The following is a 16,243-nucleotide window of genomic DNA, read 5'->3' as shown; positions in this document are numbered from 1 at the left end:
CGTACCTCCATTGACCGGAACTGAGGTTGGAAGCTAGCGGCACCAATATCCAGATTTCTCGCTAATTGCGTAGAACGATATAGCGTTATTCGGACATTTATTTACTTCGATTCACCTGATTAACAGGCGTTGCGGCGGATGCGGAACAATGGAGCCGTGGACTCAGACCTCTCCCGCTCCGTGACCGTGCTCGGATCGACCGGTTCCATCGGCACCCAGGCCCTCGACGTCATCGCCCGAAACCCGGGGCGGTTCGCCGTCGCCGCCCTCGCCGCGGGCGGAGGCAGGACCGATCTGCTCGCCAGGCAGGCCGTCGAGACGGGCGCGAAGGTGGTGGCGGTGGCCGACGCGGCGGCCGTGCCCGCGCTGAGGGAGGCGCTGCCGGGGGTCACCGTGCTGGGAGGTCCCGAGGGGGTCGCCGAGGTGGCGGCCATGCCGGCCGACGTCGTGCTCAACGGCATCACCGGCGCGCTCGGGCTCACCTCCACCCTGGCCACGCTGGAGGCGGGCCACACGCTCGCGCTGGCCAACAAGGAGTCGCTGATCATCGGAGGGCCGCTGGTCAAACGGCTGGCCAAGCCGGGCCAGATCCTGCCCGTCGACTCCGAGCACTCCGCGCTGCAGCAGTCGCTGTGGGCGGCAGGCCCGTCGGGCCACGACCCCGAGGCGGTGCGCAGGCTCGTCGTCACCGCCAGCGGCGGGCCCTTCCGCGGGCGCAGGCGCTCGGAGCTGGCCGACGTGACGCCCGAGATGGCGATGGCGCACCCCACCTGGTCGATGGGGCCGGTCATCACGATCAACTCGGCCACGCTGGTCAACAAGGGCCTGGAGGTGATCGAGGCGCACCTGCTCTTCGACATCGGCTTCGACAGGATCCAGGTGGTGGTGCACCCGCAGTCGATCATCCACTCGATGGTGGAGTTCGTCGACGGCTCCACCATCGCCCAGGCCAGCCCGCCTGACATGCGCCTGCCGATCGCGCTCGCGCTCGGCCATCCCCGTAGGGTCGCAGGCGCCGCCCACGCCGTCGACTGGACCACGGCGCACACCTGGACCTTCGAGCCGCTCGACGACGAGGCCTTCCCCGCCGTCGCGCTCGCCAGGCACGTCGGCGAGGAGGGCGGCACCGCTCCGGCCGTCTACAACGCGGCGAACGAGGTGTGCGTCGAGGCTTTCCAGCAAGGCAGACTTCCCTTCCTGGGAATCGTCGACACTGTCGCCAAGGTCGTCGAACAGCACAGGGCAACTCCGGCCGAATCGGTGGAAGAGGTCCTAGCGGCTGACGCATGGGCCCGGGAGGCGGCGAAGCGGATGTTCTAAACGGCGTAACCGGACGGTCCCTATCGCTGCCTAGACTGGAGGACGTGACTTCCGTAGCACTGGGCATCCCGTCGGTCCGTCCGAAGCCGTTGGCCGAGCGGCGCCACTCCCGTCAGATCATGGTCGGCAGCGTGCCGGTGGGAGGCGACGCTCCGGTCTCGGTCCAGTCGATGACCACCACGGTCACCGCCGACATCAACGCGACTCTCCAGCAGATCGCCGAGCTCACCGCCTCGGGCTGCCAGATCGTGCGCGTCGCCGTCCCTTCGCAGGACGACGCCGACGCGCTGCCGATCATCGCGAAGAAGTCCCAGATCCCCGTCATCGCGGACATCCACTTCCAGCCGAAGTACGTCTTCGCCGCCATCGAGGCGGGCTGCGCGGCCGTCCGCGTCAACCCCGGCAACATCAAGAAGTTCGACGACAAGGTCGGTGAGATCGCCAAGGCCGCCGCCGACGCCGGCGTGCCGATCCGCATCGGCGTCAACGCGGGCTCGCTCGACCCCAGGCTCCTGCAGAAGTACGGCAAGGCCACGCCCGAGGCGCTGGTGGAGTCAGCGCTGTGGGAGTGCTCGCTGTTCGAGGAGCACGGCTTCCGCGACATCAAGATCTCGGTCAAGCACAACGACCCCGTCGTCATGATCAACGCCTACCGGCAGCTGGCCAGGCAGTGCGACTACCCGCTGCACCTCGGCGTCACCGAGGCAGGCCCCGCCTTCCAGGGCACGATCAAGTCAGCCGTCGCGTTCGGCGCGCTGCTGGCCGAGGGCATCGGCGACACCATCCGCGTCTCGCTGTCGGCGCCTCCCGTCGAGGAGGTCAAGGTCGGCGCCCAGATCCTCGAGTCTCTCGGGCTGCGCGAGCGCGGTCTCGAGATCGTCTCCTGCCCCTCGTGCGGGCGCGCCCAGGTCGATGTCTACACCCTCGCCGAGCAGGTCCAGGCGGGCCTGGAGGGCATGAAGGTGCCGCTGCGCGTCGCGGTCATGGGCTGCGTCGTCAACGGCCCGGGCGAGGCGCGTGAGGCCGACCTCGGGGTCGCCTCGGGCAACGGCAAGGGGCAGATCTTCGTGAAGGGCGAGGTCATCAAGACCGTCCCCGAGTCGCAGATCGTCGAGACGCTGATCGAGGAGGCGCTGCGCATCGCCGAGCAGATGGGCGTCGAGGTCGACCTCGACGACGAGGTCTCAGGCCCGCAGGTCGTCGTCGGCTGAGACCCGCAGGGGCCCCGTGGCCCCCGCCGCCCCCGCCCCCCGCCGCCCCCGCCCCCCGTCGCTCCCGTCGCTCCCGTCGTCACGGAGCGCCGGGGAACCTGGCCGCGTTCCGGTCGTCATGGCGCAGGGCCGTCGTGGTGCAAAGGCCGTCATGGCGCAGAGAAGTTGACGGCCGGGAACCTCGTCCGGTAGAAAACCGAGCGTTCATCGTGCCAGTGAAAGGCAGACATGCCCGAGTCGGACAGAGTGCGCCGCCCCTAGCGGCGGCGTGATCCCACTCTGAGCCGCCGCATCAGCGTCAGTCGCCGGTGCGGCCTTTACCGCTGCCCGGCTCCATGCTCGACACACGGAGCGCGCGGTGCGACGAACACTCGTCATCATTCTTCTTGCCCTCATCACCCTTCCCCTGTCCATCACGGGCGCCTCTGTCGCGCTGCCCGGCATCAGGGCCGACCTGGACGCGGGCCTGGCCGCGACCCAGTGGGTGGTCAACAGCTACAACGCCTGCTTCGCCGCCTTCCTGGTGTTCGCGGGCTCGCTGACCGACGTTCTGGGCCGCAGGCGGGTCTTCGCCTGGGGCGTGGCGTTGTTCTGCGCGAGCGGCGTGGCCGGCGCGGCCGCGACCGACATCCTGCTGCTCGACCTCGTGCGGGCAGTCGGCGGGATCGGCGCGGCGGCGGCGACCACCGGCGGGACGTCGATCCTCGCCGAGACCTTCCACGGCCAGGCCAGAGCGCGCGCCTTCGGCCTGCTCGGCGCGGCGCTCGGGGCGGGGCTCGCCCTCGGCCCCACGGCGGGCGGCCTGCTGGTGGAGTGGCTGGGCTGGCGGGCGGTGTTCGCCGTGCCCGCGGCGATCTCCGCGCTGGCCCTGGCGCTCGTGCCCGCGCTGCCCGCCATGCGCGGGGCGCGTGGACGCGGGATCGACCGGGCGGGCGCGGCCCTGTTCACCTCTGCCCTGCTGGTACTGATCTTCGCCCTGGACGAGGGCCCCGCCTTGGGCTTCGGCAGCCCGCTCATCGTCGGCTCGTTCGCCGCGGCGCTCGTGCTGGCCGCGGCCTTCGTCGTCGTGGAGCGCCGCGTGGCCTTTCCGATGATCGAGACCGGTCTCGTCGCCGACAGGAGGTTCCTGGCGTTCGCGGTGGCGGCGGGGGCGCTCATGGGCATCCTCGTGCCGCTGGTGGTCTACCTCCCCTCGTACCTGATCTCGGTCGTCGGCCTCCAGCCCGCGCAGGCGGGGCTCTGGCTGCTCATGCTGACCGTCCCCTCGGTCGTCCTTCCCCCGGCAGGGGCGGCGCTGGCCAGGCGGCGTCCCGTGGCGACCGTGGCCGGCTGTGTGGCGGTGAGCGGGTCGGGAGCGCTGCTTCTGGCCACCATCGGGCCCGACAGCACGCTCATGACGCTGCTGGCGCCGTTCGCGCTGGTCGGCATCGGCGTGGGACTGTCCAACGGGGTGCTCGACGGGCTGGCCATCGGCAGCCTTCCGCCTGAGCGGGCGGGGGCCGCCTCAGGTCTGTTCAACACCGCGCGTCTGACCAGCGAGACCGTGGCGCTGGCGGCCGTGGGCGCGATGCTGGCCGCGCTCAGCGGAGGCAGCATGGAAGGCGCGGCCTTCACCTCCGCCCTTCGCGCGGTGTGCCTCGCCCTGGCCGCTCTCGCCGCCGTCGCCACGGTCTGCGTCCTCGTCATGGCCCGAGGGACACATCACCATGGCTACGCAGAGCAATGAGAGCATTACACGTTGGCAAGCAATCACCCATGCGCACAGTAGTCAAATGACAGCGCAGGGGAGTATCTCCCTGTCCTATGAGCAGAGGAGACAGCAGGGTGAAGCGGTTTGTCGGGATTGGCGCCGGACTGGCGCTGCTGGTCGCCGGGCTGGGCGGGGCGGGAAGCGCCGAGGCGAACGCGGGCTCCGGGGTGATCTGGGGACCGTGTGTGAAGCAGCCTTCGCTCGCCGCCCGGGTCCTGGGCAGTCTCGGGATCATCGATCAGCCGGCGGTCGAGCCGGAGCAGCCGGGGGTGGAGTGCGCCACCCTGCGGGTGCCTCTCGACCACCGTGATCCCTACGGCCAGAAGATCAAGCTGGCGCTCAACAGGGTGAAGGGATCGGTCTCCCGCGACGCCAACCACCTGGGCACGCTGCTGGTCAACCCCGGCGGCCCGGGCGCCTCGGGGCTCGACCTGGCCACGTACGTCGCCTCGGCGCTGCCGCCAGGCCTGGCGGCCCGCTACGACGTGGTCGGCTTCGACCCGCGCGGGGTCGGCAAGAGCGAGCCGGCCCTGCGCTGCGTCGATCCTGCCAAGTACTTCACGGCGCCCCGCCCCGACCAGGTGCCGAGAAGCTTCGCGGCCGAAAGGGTGCTGCTCGGCAGGGCCCAGGAGTACGCGGCCCGCTGCGGCAACCTGTGGGCGTGGATGCTGCCGCATCTGACCTCCGAGAACACCGTCCGCGACATGGACGCCATCAGGGCCGCGCTCGGGGAGGAGCGCATCAGCTACTTCGGCTACTCCTACGGCACCTACCTCGGCGCCGTCTACGCCTCGCTCTTCCCCGGCAGGCTCAAGCGCCTCGTGCTCGACAGCACGGTCGACCCCAAGGGCGTCTGGTACAAGGCCAACCTCGCCCAGAACCTCGCCTTCGAACGGCGTCACCGCGACTTCCTCGCCTGGACGGCCAAGCACAACGCGGTCTACCGGCTGGGCCGTACGGCGAAGGAGACCTCCTTCGCCTACTACTCCATGCGCCAGCGCCTGGCCGCCAGGCCGGCGGGCGGACTGGTGGGGGCGAGCGAGCTCGACGACCTGTTCACCCTCGGCGGGTACGCCAACGAGATCTGGCCGAGGCTGGCGGGCGCCTGGTCGAGGTACGTGCGCCAGGGTGACGTGCAGGGCCTGGTGGAGGCGTGGAAGCAGCACGGCCAGAGCAGCGCGGAGGACGAGAACGGCTACGCGGTCTACCTGGGCGTGCAGTGCACCGACGCCACGTGGCCGCGCACCTGGACGACCTGGCGGACCGACATGGCCAGGCTGCACCGCGTCGCGCCCTTCCTGACCTGGCCCAATGCCTGGTACAACGCGCCGTGCGCGTTCTGGACCACACGGGCAGGGACGCCCGTGACGCTCAGGGCGGCCCGTGAGCTGCCGCCGATCCTGATGATCCAGTCGCGGCGCGACGCCGCCACGCCGTACGAGGGGGCGGTGAACATGCGCAGGCTGTTCCCGAGCGCCCGCATGCTCGTCGTGCCTGGCGGCAACCACGGCGTCGCGCTGGGCGGCGACAGATGCGTGGACCAGCACCTGTTCCGCTACCTCGAGGACGGCTCGCTGCCCTCCACGCGGGCGAACTGCCCCGGCGTGCCGGATCCGACGCCGACGGCGCGGATGGCGGCGGGGGACGCGCCGCACCTGCGCCTGATGGAGGCGCTCGGCCGTCGATAGCTGGGCGTGGTTCATGTCAAAACGGGGCAGGTCGCGTAGGCTGGCCGGTGTGATGCTGCGTACATCGGCGTCGCGCGTGCTCGACGACAGCGACAGGGACGAAGTGCTCGCACTTCTCGACACCAACCCTGTCGCCAACGTCTTCGTCGCCTCACGGGTCAGGAGCGTCGGCTTGCACCCGACGCGCCTGGGCGGGCAGATGTGGGGGTTCGGGCCGCGCGGCGCGCTCACCTCGCTCTGCTACGCCGGAGCAAATCTGGTGCCGGTCAACGCCGGGCCCGAGGCCGTGCACGCCTTCGCCGACCGCGCGCGCAAGCAGGGCCGCCGATGCTCGTCCATCGTCGGCCCCGCCCCCGCGGTCGAGCTGCTGTGGGAGCGGCTGGAGCCGCACTGGGGGCGGGCCAGGGCCATCCGCTGGTCGCAGCCGGTCATGGCGACCACCCAGAAGTCCCCTTATCCCGCCGACCCGCTCGTACGGCGGGTGCGTCCCGAGGAGTTCGACATCCTCCTGCCCGCCTGCGTGGCGATGTTCACCGAAGAGGTGGGCATCTCGCCCAACGGAGGCGACGGCGGCGCGCTCTACCGCACGCGGGTGGCCGAGCTGATCCGCATCGGCCGCTCCTACGCGCGCATCGACGACGGCAAGGTCGTGTTCAAGGCCGAGGTCGGCGCCGTCACCCCGCAGGCCTGCCAGATCCAGGGCGTCTGGGTCGACCCCGCGCTGCGCGGCCACGGTCACGCGGTGGCGGGCATGGCGGCGGTGGTGGAGGCGGCGCTCTCCTGCTTCGCTCCAGTCGTCTCGCTGTACGTCAACGACTTCAACCACCCGGCCAGGGCCGTCTACAGGAGGGTCGGCTTCCACGAGGTCGACACGTTCATGTCTGTCCTGTTCTAGGCTCTTTTCATGATCCTCGTCACTGGGGCCACAGGAAACGCGGGCAGGGCCGTCGTAGGCGCGCTCGCCGAGGCGGGCGAGCCGGTCCGCGCACTGGTCAGGCGGCAGGCCGACCTGCCGGCCGAGCTCGCCACGGGCGACCTCAACGACCCCGCCTCCGTCGTGGCGGCGCTGGAGGGGGTGCGGGGGGTCTTCCTGCTCAGCGGCTACGACAACATGGCCGCGACGCTGGCGGAGATCGCCAAGGCGGGCGTGGAGCGCGTCGTGCTGCTGTCGGCGAGCGCCGCCGAGACGGGCAACCCGGCCAACGCCGTCTCTCGCTACCACATCGAGTCGGAGGCGATGGTCCGCGAGTCGGGCGTGCCGTGGACGATCCTGCGCCCGCGCACCTTCTTCGCCAACACCTTCCGCTGGCTCGAACAGCTGAGGGCGGGCGACGTGGTGAAGGACGCCTTCCCCGACGTGCGGGTGGCCGCGATCGACCCCCTCGACATCGGCGCGGTCGCCGCCACGGCCTTCCTGACCGACGGGCACGAGGGGCAGGTCTACCCGCTCACGGGGCCGCAGTCGCTGTCGCCCGCCGACAGGGTGCGCCTGCTCGGCGAGGCGCTGGGACGCGACCTCACCTTCGTCGGGCTCTCCGACGAGGAGGCCAGGGCCCAGATGAGCGCCGCCATGCCGCAGATGTACGTCGACGCCTTTTTCGACTTCTTCGCCGAGGGCAACCTCGACGAGTCGACCGTGCTGCCCACCGTCGAGCAGGTCACCGGCCGTCCGCCCAGGCCCTTCGCGGAGTGGGCCGCAGCCAACACCGCGGCCTTCCGCCGGTCGGACGTCTAGGTGTACCAGCTAGGAGGCGGCGACCTCCAGGCGGCCCGAGTCGCTGCTCATCTCGATCGTCCTGGCGGCGGAGTCGTCGTGGATCGCCGCGATCTCCTTGTCGCCCGAGTCGGTCTCGGCCGTGACGTGGTAGGGCCCCTTCGGCACGCGCACCTCGCTTGAGCCGGAGTCGCTTCTGGTCTCCACCTTGTCGGGCGGCGTGGTGAACACCAGCTTCGTGTCGCCCGAGTCGGTCTCCGCCACGACCTTCTTGGCGGTCAGCCGGTCGGCCTCGATCGCGCCCGAGTCGCTCTTGGCCTTCACCTCGCCCGACAGGCCGGTCAGTGTCATCCGGCCGGAGTCGGTCTCGGCGTCCACCCGCAGGCCCTTCGGCACCTCGACCACGTAGCTCACGTCGCAGCTCGAGTTGATCCCCACCGAGACCGGGCAGGTGAACGTCAGCGTCAGCGTGTCGCCCTTCACCACGTGGCTGGCGGCGGGCTTGTTCTTCCTCCAGACGAGGGTCTCGGTCACGTGGATCCCCTGGCGGTCGGACTCCACCACCTCGACGGTGCCCGAGTCGGCCTCCACCCTCAGCGCCGCCACCTTGTCGGTGACGTCGTAGCTGACGCTCTCCCGCTCCTTCGCGCCCAGCCCGCCGCACCCCGTCAGGGCCGCCCCGAGCCCGACCAGGCCCACGATCACGATCGTCCTCTTCGTCTTCACGAGAGCCAACTCTCCTACAGGCAGGGAGCGACGCCTTCAGGGACCACCCTGAAACACCCCTGAGTGGCCACCCTCGCAAGCCCCGGGACCCGGCGGCGATCCCTCGACGACGCCCTGCCCGGCGGGCGGATCGCCGAGCTCCCGAGGCGCCCCGGCCGTACCCCCAGCCGACCCCCAGCCGACCCCCAGCCGACCCCCAGCCGACCCCCAGCCGATCGTGCGCGGTGCTCGGCACAGTGGTCCCACCGGTCGGCGAGACCGGCCGAACAAGGAGAGACACCATGACCGCAAGCCGTGAGATCCGCCTGGCCTCCCGCCCTGTCGGCGAGCCCACTCCTCAGCACTTCGAACTGGTGGAGACCACCGTCCCCGAGCCCGAAGAGGGCCAGATCGTGGTCCGCAACACCTGGATGTCCGTGGACCCCTACATGCGCGAGCGGATGGACGACGTCGAGTCGTACCTGCCGCCGTTCCAGCTCGGCGCCCCCATGGACGGCTCGGCGGTCGGCGAGGTCGTCGCCTCCCGCTCGGCCGCCGTCCCCGTCGGCGCGACCGTCGTGCACTTCCTCGGCTGGCGCGAGTACGCCGTCATGGACGCGGCCGCCGCCACCGTGGTCGACACCGCTCTGGCCCCCGCCGAGGCCTACCTGGGCGCGCTCGGCACCACGGGCCTGACCGCCTACGCCGCGCTGACCGAGGTCGCCCCCGTACGGCAGGGCGACGTCGTCCTGGTCTCGGCGGCGGCAGGAGCGGTGGGCAGCATCGCGGGTCAGCTGGCCCGCAAGCTGGGCGCCGCCAGGGTCATCGGCTCGGCGGGTGGACCGCTGAAGGCCAAGAAGCTGGTCGAGGAGTTCGGCTACGACGCGGCCATCGACTACCGGGCGGGCTCGCTCGCCGCCCAGCTGGCCGAGGCCGCGCCCGACGGCGTCGACGTCTACGTCGACCACGTCGGCGGCGACCACCTGGTGGCCGCCATCGACGCCCTGCGGCACGGTGGCAGGATCGCGCTGGTCGGCGCGATCAGCACCTACAACGCCACCTCGCCCGTCCCCGGCCCCTCCAACCTGTTCTCGCTGGCGGCCAAGGACGCCAACCTGCGCGGCATGCTGATCAACAGCTACTTCCACCTGTTCCCCGAGTGGATCGGCAAGGCGGCGGGCTGGCTGGCGGACGGCTCGCTGCACACCGAGCTGACCGTGGCGGAGGGCATCGCCCAGGCCCCCTCGGCCTTCCTCGACATGATGCGAGGAGGCAACGTCGGCAAGATGCTGGTCAGGCTCTGAACGGCCGGAGAGCGGCACATGACAGGACGGCCCTGAGGGAGCCGGCGACGCCGAGGGGCGCGCCGGCTCCCCGCGCTCGATGGCATCATCGAGCTTATGAGGATCACTGTGCTGGGAGGGTGCGGCGCCTGGCCGACCGCGGGACAGGCCTGCAGCGGATTCCTGGTGGAGCACGACGGCTTCAGACTGCTGCTCGACCTGGGCTACGCGGCGCTGCCACGCCTGCTGGAGACGACGACCGCCGAGCAGGTCGACGCGGTCGTCATCAGCCACGGACATCCCGACCACTGCGCGGACCTCAACCCGCTGCTGAGGGCAAGGGCGCTGGGCGGGCACAGGCCGCCGCCGCTGCCGATCCACGCCCTGCCCGGTGCGCTGTCGGCGGTCCTGTCCCTGGACCGGCCGGGCATGCTGGAGGAGGCCTACCAGGTGCGTGAGTTCGAGGCCGGTGACCGGCTGGCCTTCGGCCCCTTCACGGTCGACACGGCGCTGCTGCCGCACTGGGTGCCCAACGCCGCCGTGCGGGTGCGGGCGGGCGGCACGTCGGTCACCTACACAGGGGACGGCGGCCCAAGCCCCGACCTGGTCGCGCTGGCCCGCGACAGCGACCTCCTGATCGCCGAGGCGACCTATCCCGACCAGATGCCGCCCGACGACGCGGGCTACCTCACCAGCGCCTTCCAGGCCGGCCAGCAGGCCGCCGATGCGGCGGTGGGACGGCTGCTGCTGACGCATCTGTGGCCGGGCACGGACCCCGGGGCCGCCGTGGAGGCCGCGGGCAGGAGCTTCCGCGACGAGATCGCGGTCGCGGTGGGCGGCATGAGCGTCGAGGTGTGAGCCGCTCGGTCAGAGGCGGACCAGGCGGTCGAAGAGCCTGTCCAGCTCGGCGTCGGGGTCGGAGGTGAGGCCGGCGTGCACGGCCGAGGTCTGCACCACCGTGCTGCGAGGGGCGGTCAGCCAGCGGAACCTGCTGCCGAGGGACTCGCGCACCAGCGGGCCCGCCTCGTCGCCGCACGCCAGCTCGTAGGCCGACAGCGCCTGCCGTACCTGGGCGGCGTCGGCGGCGGGGTCGAGGGCGCGCAGGCGGGCCTCGTCGAGCTCGACGCGAGCGCACAGGTACGCGCGCGGCTGGCAGTAGAGCAGGATCCCGACGTTGATCTGCTCCCCGCGCTCCATCTGCGGGATGACGCGGATGACGGCGTACTCGTAGACGTCGCGCTGCATCACTTGTCTCCCTGCTTCCAGAACGCGCCGACCGAGCTCGGGCCGCTCTTCGGCCTCGCGGGCGTCTCGCCCGCCATGCGCAGCCAGGCCCGAGGGCCGTGGGCGCGCGCGAGCAGGTGCTCGACGTAGGCCTCGCGCGCGGCCTGCGCCGAGTCGAACACGTCGTCCTCCAGCCACTCGTCAGGCACCAGAGCGGTGATCGACGAGAGGAGCTCCCTGGTGACCCTCTCGGCCAACCTGTCGCCCGCCGCGGAGACGTCGGTGGCGAAAGGCGCGAGGACGTGGTCGCCGGCGTCGAAGGGCCGCTGCGGGTCGGCGCTCTTCCAGCTGTAGTGGAACCACAGCGCGGCGCCGTGGTCGATGAGCCAGGTGTCGTGGTGCCAGACCAGCAGGTTGGGGTTGCGCCAGCTGCGGTCGACGTTGTGGATGAGGCCGTCGAACCACACCACCTCGGCGGCGAACGTGGCGTCGGGCTGCCACGAGAGCGGGTCGAACCCCAGCGCGCCCGGCAGGAAGTCGACGGCGAGGTTGAGCCCCTCGCTCGCCTGGAGCAGGGCCTGGATCTCGAAGTCGGGCTCGCGCAGGCCGATCTGGGGATCGAGGTCGATGAGCTTGAGCTCGGGGGTGCGCAGCCCGAGCGCCCTGGCCAGCTCGGCGCAGATGACCTCCGCGACCAGCACCTTGGGCCCCTGACCCGCGCCCCGGAACTTCACGGCGTAGGTGCCGAGGTCGTCGGCCTCCACCACGCCTGGCAGCGACCCGCCCTCGCGCAACGGTGTCACGTAGCGGGTCGCCGTGATCTCTTCCAGCATGGGACGAGGCTATCGGCCCGCCGCCCTGCGCTTCACCGCCCCCAGCATCGCCCTGCGGACCAGGCCGCTGCCCAGCCTGATCACCAGCCAGTAGCGGGCCATGGCGCGGCGCGCGTCGGGGCTGGTGGTCACGATCCTGGTCTCCGTGGTCAGCCGGGTCTGCCCGCCGCCGAGGTCGGTCAGCAGGAAGCCGAAGGTGGCCTTGCCGTACCCGGGGCTGTCGAAGGTCTCGAAGTCGGCGACGGTGAGGTTGGCGGCGGCGCCCAGCCGCCACCACTGCCCGACCACCCCGTGCACGACCTCTCTGCCGGGCTCCTCGGCCAGGACGGCCAAGCTCGGCAGGTCGGTCTGGGCGTGCCCGTGGAGCAGGCGGGAGATGAGATCGCGAGCGGCGAAGAGCGGCCTGGCCGCCTTGATGTCGCTCGGGCGCAGGTCCTGGACGGCGGCCCAGACCCGTTCCCGCGGGGCGCGGATGACGATCGAGTGCCGCTCGGCGAGTTCGGGGACGGGGATGTAGCGGTCAGCGAGCGTGGGCATGGCGACCTTCCATACGGTGGCGTATGGTCAGACTATACGGCATCGTATGGAAGGCTGGCCGGATGGGTCGGTTGACGGCGGACGACTGGGCGAAGGCAGCGCTGGACGCACTCGTGGAGGGCGGCCTGGCGGCCGTCGCGGTGGAACCGGTGGCGGCCAGGCTGGGCGTGTCGAAGGGCAGCTTCTACTGGCACTTCGCCAACAGGCAGGCACTGGTGGCGGCGGCTCTCGCGCTCTGGGAGTCGCGCACCGAGCAGGTGATCGCCGAACTCGAGACGATCGAGGAACCGGGCGCGCGCATGCGCGCGCTGCTGGAGCTGGCCTTCGCCGACCCCGCCGACGCGGCGATCTCCTTCAGGCTGATCAGCGCGGCCGACGACCCCTTCGTCGCAGGCGTGGCGCGCAGGGTCAGCACCCGCAGGCTCGAGGTCATGCAGGCGGCGCTGGAGGAGCTGGGCCAGCCCGCCCCCGCGGCCAGGGACAGGGTGGTCGCCGGATACAGCAGCTATCTCGGGATCGCCGCGCTGACCAGGATCGGCGTGGTGGAGGCGGCCCCGCGCGACGTCGTGGCCCAGGCGCTGGCCGAGCTGGGCGTGGACCCTCCCGAGATCACATCTTCGAGATGACCTCCTCGGCGAAGCGCTCCATCGTCGCGACCTTGGGCTCGCCTGGCGACAGCCACCAGGGCGCGGCCATCGTGGCCGTGATGCCCTTGTCGGCGAAACGCCGGTAGGTGGCGGCGTCGGGGAGCACGGCCAGCGGGGCGACGATCTCGAGCGCGTCCTCGGGCCTGCCGTACTCCTTCAGATAGCGGCGCAGGTCGGCGAGGACCGCGTCGATCTGCTCCTCGGTGTAGATCCGGTTGCCGATCCAGCCGTCTCCCGCCCTGGCCGCCCTGCGCAGCGCCGCCTCGCTGTCGCCGCCCACATAGATCGGGATCGGCGCGGCCGGCACCGGCGACATCGACAGCGGCGGCAGTCCCGGCAACTCGACCTGGGCGCCCGACCAGAGCTCGCGCAGGCGCGGGAGCATCTCGTCGAGCCTGCGCCCACGTGTGTGGAAGTCCTGCCCGGTGGCGGCGAACTCCTCCTTGCACCAGCCCACGCCCACCCCGAAGCTCACCCTGTCGCCCGACAGCACGGCGGCGGTCGACACCTGCTTGGCCACGGTGATCAGGTCGCGGGCGGGGGCGATGTAGACGTTGGGGGAGAAACGCAGCCGCGTCGTGACCGCCGACATCGCGCCGATCGTCACCCATACGTCCGGCCAGTGCGTCTCGGCGGTCCAGCGCATCCTGCCGTAGGGGTACGGCGTGCTGAAGTCGGCGAAGAACAGGTGGTCCGACAGCGTGAAGGTGTCGAACCCGCACCGCTCGGCCGCCACGGCCAGCTCGACGAACTCGTTCGTGTCGCAGAACGAGGCGCCGAGCCAGAACCTCATCGGCTGTGCCTCATGATTCGCTCCTTATGTCGATAACTCTGTGCAATGAGCTCAATGCGTTCGGTAGTGTGTGCGATGCGTGGAGGAGGCGGGTGATCGCATTGGCGTTTCGTCAGTCAGGGGCCGGGCGGGCAAGGGCTCATCGGTCCCAGCGGCGCACCTTGCACTCCTGGGCCTTCGCTCAGCAGATCGCGTTCACGCGCTACAAGGCCGCACGGCTCGGGATCGCCTTCGTGCTCGTGGATCCGGCCTACACGAGCCAGCGCTGCCCGGAATGCGGTTGTGTCGCGAAGGCCAACCGGCCGGTACGCGGCCGGTTCCTCTGCACCAGGTGCCGCCTCGCTGGGCGCGCCGATCACATCGCAGCCCGCGACATCGCCCAGCGCGCCGTTGCGAGTTGGGGCGCAGTCAATCGCCCACACGCTACCGGCCTCCCTTCCGCCAGACGGGACCGTGAGAGCGAGCCTTCGAGATCAACCGAAGGTAGTTGACTGGAACTCCGGGATGACCTTGGTGGCGAACAGTTCGAGGTTGCGTTTGACGGTGTCGAGGGGCAGCACGCCCTGCTGGCCCTGCATGTACAGGCCGAACCACTCCAGGTCGGGCATGCGGTCGAGCATGCGCTGGATGCCGCGCTTGACGTCGTCGGGTGAGCCGAACAGCGCCATCTCGACGTCGTTCATGCGCCGCACGTCGCCCTTCTCCGGTGAGATCGGTTCATGCCTGTCGTCCTCCTTCTTGCGCAGCACCTCCAGGTAGCCGAAGGGGCCGAAGAAGGCGGCGAAGTCCTTGGGGATCTTCTTGCCGTAGGTGTTGATCGCCTCTTCCGTGGTGTCGGCGATTCCGACGATCTTGAGGATGCCGGTGTGCTCACCCAGCTTGTAGTTGCGGCCCTGCTTGGCCGACTCCTCCTGGTAGAGCTTGGCCTTCGCGGCGTGGTCGTCGGGGTTCGGCGTGAACATCCACGGCATGATGTCCTCCTGCGCGGCCCTGATGACCGAGCGGTCGGAGATCGTGAACGGCTGCCACAGCTCGGGGTGCGGGTTCTGGTACGGCCTCGGGCACACGCTGACCGCCTGGACCCTGCCCTCGTCGTCGAGCTCGTCGGGCGCGCCGAAGGTCCGCGTCCACTCGGTGGCCGGCCATCCCTCGATGCCCTCGAAGGGATAGGGCACCTGATAGTCGAGGACGTCGGACTTGTAGCGGAGCGTCTCCTGCGTCCACGCCATCTTCATGATCTTCAGGACCTCGCCGAAGACGTCGAAGTTGCGGTTGTCGCTGGAGGAGCCGTCCGACCTGGCGGCCGCCGCCTGCCAGCGCTGGCCCAGCACGTTCATCCACCTGTTCTGGTAGCCGCGCGCCACGCCGAGCCGCAGCCGCCCCTTGGAGAACTGGTCGAGCAGCGCCACGTCCTCCGCCGCCCTGATCGGGTCCCAGGCGGGCAGCACCAGGCCGAGCGGGGCCAGCAGGATCCGCTCCGTCCGCGCCGCAAGGTCGGTCAGGAACATCAGCGGGTTGACGGAGAACTCCATCCCCTCCGAATGGAAGTGGTGCTCGGTCATCATCAGCGCGTCGAAGCCGATCCTGTCGGCGTGCACCGCGATCTCCCGCACCTCGTGCAGCAGCCTCTGGTACGACTCGGTGTCCCGCCCGATCGGGCGCCTGGCGCGGGCGTTCTCCTCGGCCGCGTACCCGGAACCGGGGATCTGGGGGTTGAGAAAGATCGCGAACTTCACCGGGAGATCTCCTTCAGCCATTGGTTGACCACGAGCGTGAACTCGGCGGGCCGCTCCTCGTGCAGCCGGTGGCCGCTGCCCTGCCAGCAGACCGTGCGCGAGGCGGGATGCTTGAACAGGTCCGACTCCCACGCCGCCTGCGCGGGGTCGGTCCAGAAGGTGAGCACGGGGCATTCGCGGCGGGAGAGGTAGGGCTCGGCGGCGGCCCGCGAGCCGATCGCCTCGGGTCCCGACCACAGCGCGTCGTACGCCTCGGTCAGCACGTGCGGGGGTGTGGCGAGCAGCCGCCGCCTGTGCCACTCGCGCAGCCAGGTGGGCGAGGCGGGCGTGTAGCACCACTCGTCGATGCGCACGGCGGGCGTCTCGCGCATCGCGACCGCCATGGCGACGACCTCGTCGGGCCTTCCGTAGCCCGGGTCGACTCCGACCACGGCCTCGATCCGCGAGGGGTGTTCGACGGCGAGTCTGGAGGCGACCACGCCGCCCATGGAGTGCCCGATCGCCACGCAGCGCTCGACGCCGAGCAGGTCGAGCAGGGCGAGGAGGTCCTCGGCCATGGTGGGCGGGTTGTTGCCGCTCGGCGGAGCCGACGAGTAGCCGTGTCCGCGAAGGTCCACGGCGATGACCCGGAATCTCGCGGCGAAGGAGGGGATGTGGTGGACCCACTGGTGGGAGTCCGCGCCCCAGCCGTGCACGAGCAGCAGCGTCGTGTCGCCTGAGCCGTCGTCGGTGTAGAACAGCCGCACATCCCCGGCCGCAGCGAATCCCATGAGCGGCAAGCTACTCTAAGAAACGGTCCCGA

At 70.7% G+C, this 16,243-nt stretch carries 17 protein-coding genes; 10 read left to right on the top strand and 7 right to left on the bottom strand.

Translation table 11 applies throughout. From position 1 onward, the window contains the following. Positions 1-138: 138 nt before the first annotated feature. The 6 genes from dxr to ABFX55_RS26465 all read left to right on the top strand — a co-directional run bounded on the left by dxr (position 139) and on the right by ABFX55_RS26465 (position 7,704). A complete protein-coding gene (gene dxr / locus ABFX55_RS26490) occupies positions 139-1,320 on the top strand; it encodes a 1-deoxy-D-xylulose-5-phosphate reductoisomerase (protein WP_346125323.1) in 1,182 nt (393 codons plus the stop codon). 44 nt (positions 1,321-1,364) lie between these two features. Further along, positions 1,365-2,531 (top strand): flavodoxin-dependent (E)-4-hydroxy-3-methylbut-2-enyl-diphosphate synthase, encoded by a 1,167-nt coding sequence (gene ispG / locus ABFX55_RS26485; RefSeq protein ID WP_183648464.1) that lies wholly within the window; start codon positions 1,365-1,367, stop codon positions 2,529-2,531. Positions 2,532-2,889: 358 nt separating this feature from the next. After that, complete coding sequence (locus ABFX55_RS26480; RefSeq protein ID WP_346125321.1) at positions 2,890-4,257, top strand: MFS transporter; 1,368 nt, start codon at positions 2,890-2,892, stop codon at positions 4,255-4,257. A 98-nt stretch (positions 4,258-4,355) separates the two neighbouring features. After that, positions 4,356-5,969 carry an alpha/beta hydrolase gene (locus tag ABFX55_RS26475; RefSeq protein ID WP_346125319.1) on the top strand — a complete coding sequence of 538 codons (1,614 nt, stop codon included), beginning with the start codon at positions 4,356-4,358 and terminating at the stop codon, positions 5,967-5,969. Between the two features lie 52 nt (positions 5,970-6,021). Beyond that, positions 6,022-6,864, top strand: coding sequence for a GNAT family N-acetyltransferase (locus ABFX55_RS26470; RefSeq protein ID WP_346131251.1), 843 nt, complete (start codon positions 6,022-6,024; stop codon positions 6,862-6,864). A 9-nt stretch (positions 6,865-6,873) separates the two neighbouring features. Next, entirely contained in the window at positions 6,874-7,704 is an 831-nt protein-coding gene (locus ABFX55_RS26465) for an NAD(P)H-binding protein (RefSeq protein ID WP_346125317.1), read from the top strand. Positions 7,705-7,713: 9 nt separating this feature from the next. On the opposite strand, the gene ABFX55_RS26460 is transcribed toward ABFX55_RS26465, so the two are convergent. Then, positions 7,714-8,409: a DUF4097 family beta strand repeat-containing protein gene (locus ABFX55_RS26460; protein WP_346125315.1), complete on the bottom strand. Its 696-nt coding sequence runs from the start codon at positions 8,407-8,409 to the stop codon at positions 7,714-7,716. Positions 8,410-8,690: 281 nt separating this feature from the next. On the opposite strand from ABFX55_RS26460, the gene ABFX55_RS26455 reads away from it, so the two are divergent. Both ABFX55_RS26455 and ABFX55_RS26450 read left to right on the top strand, forming a co-directional pair. Further along, on the top strand, positions 8,691-9,692 hold the full coding sequence (locus ABFX55_RS26455; protein WP_346125313.1) for an NADP-dependent oxidoreductase: 1,002 nt from the start codon (positions 8,691-8,693) through the stop codon (positions 9,690-9,692). Positions 9,693-9,788: 96 nt separating this feature from the next. Next, complete coding sequence (locus ABFX55_RS26450; protein ID WP_346125311.1) at positions 9,789-10,529, top strand: MBL fold metallo-hydrolase; 741 nt, start codon at positions 9,789-9,791, stop codon at positions 10,527-10,529. A gap of 9 nt (positions 10,530-10,538) precedes the next feature. Here ABFX55_RS26450 and ABFX55_RS26445 read toward each other — a convergent pair whose 3' ends face one another. The 3 genes from ABFX55_RS26445 to ABFX55_RS26435 are packed head-to-tail and all read right to left on the bottom strand — an operon-like array spanning position 10,539 to position 12,265. Next, on the bottom strand, positions 10,539-10,916 hold the full coding sequence (locus tag ABFX55_RS26445) for a DUF3037 domain-containing protein (RefSeq protein WP_346125309.1): 378 nt from the start codon (positions 10,914-10,916) through the stop codon (positions 10,539-10,541). Then, entirely contained in the window at positions 10,916-11,728 is an 813-nt protein-coding gene (locus ABFX55_RS26440) for a HipA family kinase (protein WP_346125307.1), read from the bottom strand. The genes ABFX55_RS26445 and ABFX55_RS26440 overlap by 1 nt, the downstream gene beginning before the upstream one ends. A 9-nt stretch (positions 11,729-11,737) precedes the next feature. After that, complete coding sequence (locus ABFX55_RS26435) at positions 11,738-12,265, bottom strand: hypothetical protein (protein WP_346125305.1); 528 nt, start codon at positions 12,263-12,265, stop codon at positions 11,738-11,740. A 62-nt stretch (positions 12,266-12,327) separates the two neighbouring features. On the opposite strand from ABFX55_RS26435, the gene ABFX55_RS26430 reads away from it, so the two are divergent. Next, positions 12,328-12,891 (top strand): TetR/AcrR family transcriptional regulator, encoded by a 564-nt coding sequence (locus ABFX55_RS26430; RefSeq protein WP_346125303.1) that lies wholly within the window; start codon positions 12,328-12,330, stop codon positions 12,889-12,891. Here ABFX55_RS26430 and ABFX55_RS26425 read toward each other — a convergent pair. Further along, positions 12,875-13,705 (bottom strand): TIGR03619 family F420-dependent LLM class oxidoreductase, encoded by an 831-nt coding sequence (locus ABFX55_RS26425; RefSeq protein WP_346125302.1) that lies wholly within the window; start codon positions 13,703-13,705, stop codon positions 12,875-12,877. The two genes, ABFX55_RS26430 and ABFX55_RS26425, sit on opposite strands and share 17 nt — an antisense overlap. Before the next feature lie 26 nt (positions 13,706-13,731). Here ABFX55_RS26425 and ABFX55_RS49975 point away from each other — a divergent pair, with 26 nt between their 5' ends. Beyond that, positions 13,732-14,196 (top strand): zinc ribbon domain-containing protein, encoded by a 465-nt coding sequence (locus ABFX55_RS49975; protein WP_379479089.1) that lies wholly within the window; start codon positions 13,732-13,734, stop codon positions 14,194-14,196. On the opposite strand, the gene ABFX55_RS26420 is transcribed toward ABFX55_RS49975, so the two are convergent. After that, on the bottom strand, positions 14,179-15,441 hold the full coding sequence (locus ABFX55_RS26420) for an LLM class flavin-dependent oxidoreductase (RefSeq protein WP_346125300.1): 1,263 nt from the start codon (positions 15,439-15,441) through the stop codon (positions 14,179-14,181). The two genes, ABFX55_RS49975 and ABFX55_RS26420, sit on opposite strands and share 18 nt — an antisense overlap. Continuing rightward, positions 15,438-16,211 (bottom strand): alpha/beta fold hydrolase, encoded by a 774-nt coding sequence (locus tag ABFX55_RS26415; RefSeq protein ID WP_346125298.1) that lies wholly within the window; start codon positions 16,209-16,211, stop codon positions 15,438-15,440. Before ABFX55_RS26415 ends, ABFX55_RS26420 begins: the two co-directional genes overlap by 4 nt. Positions 16,212-16,243: the final 32 nt, after the last annotated feature.

This window comes from Nonomuraea roseola, assembly GCF_039535395.1.
Lineage (GTDB): Bacteria > Actinomycetota > Actinomycetes > Streptosporangiales > Streptosporangiaceae > Nonomuraea > Nonomuraea roseola.
The sequence above is the reverse complement of the archived record's forward strand: the minus strand, read 5'-3'. Positions and strand labels throughout refer to the sequence as shown.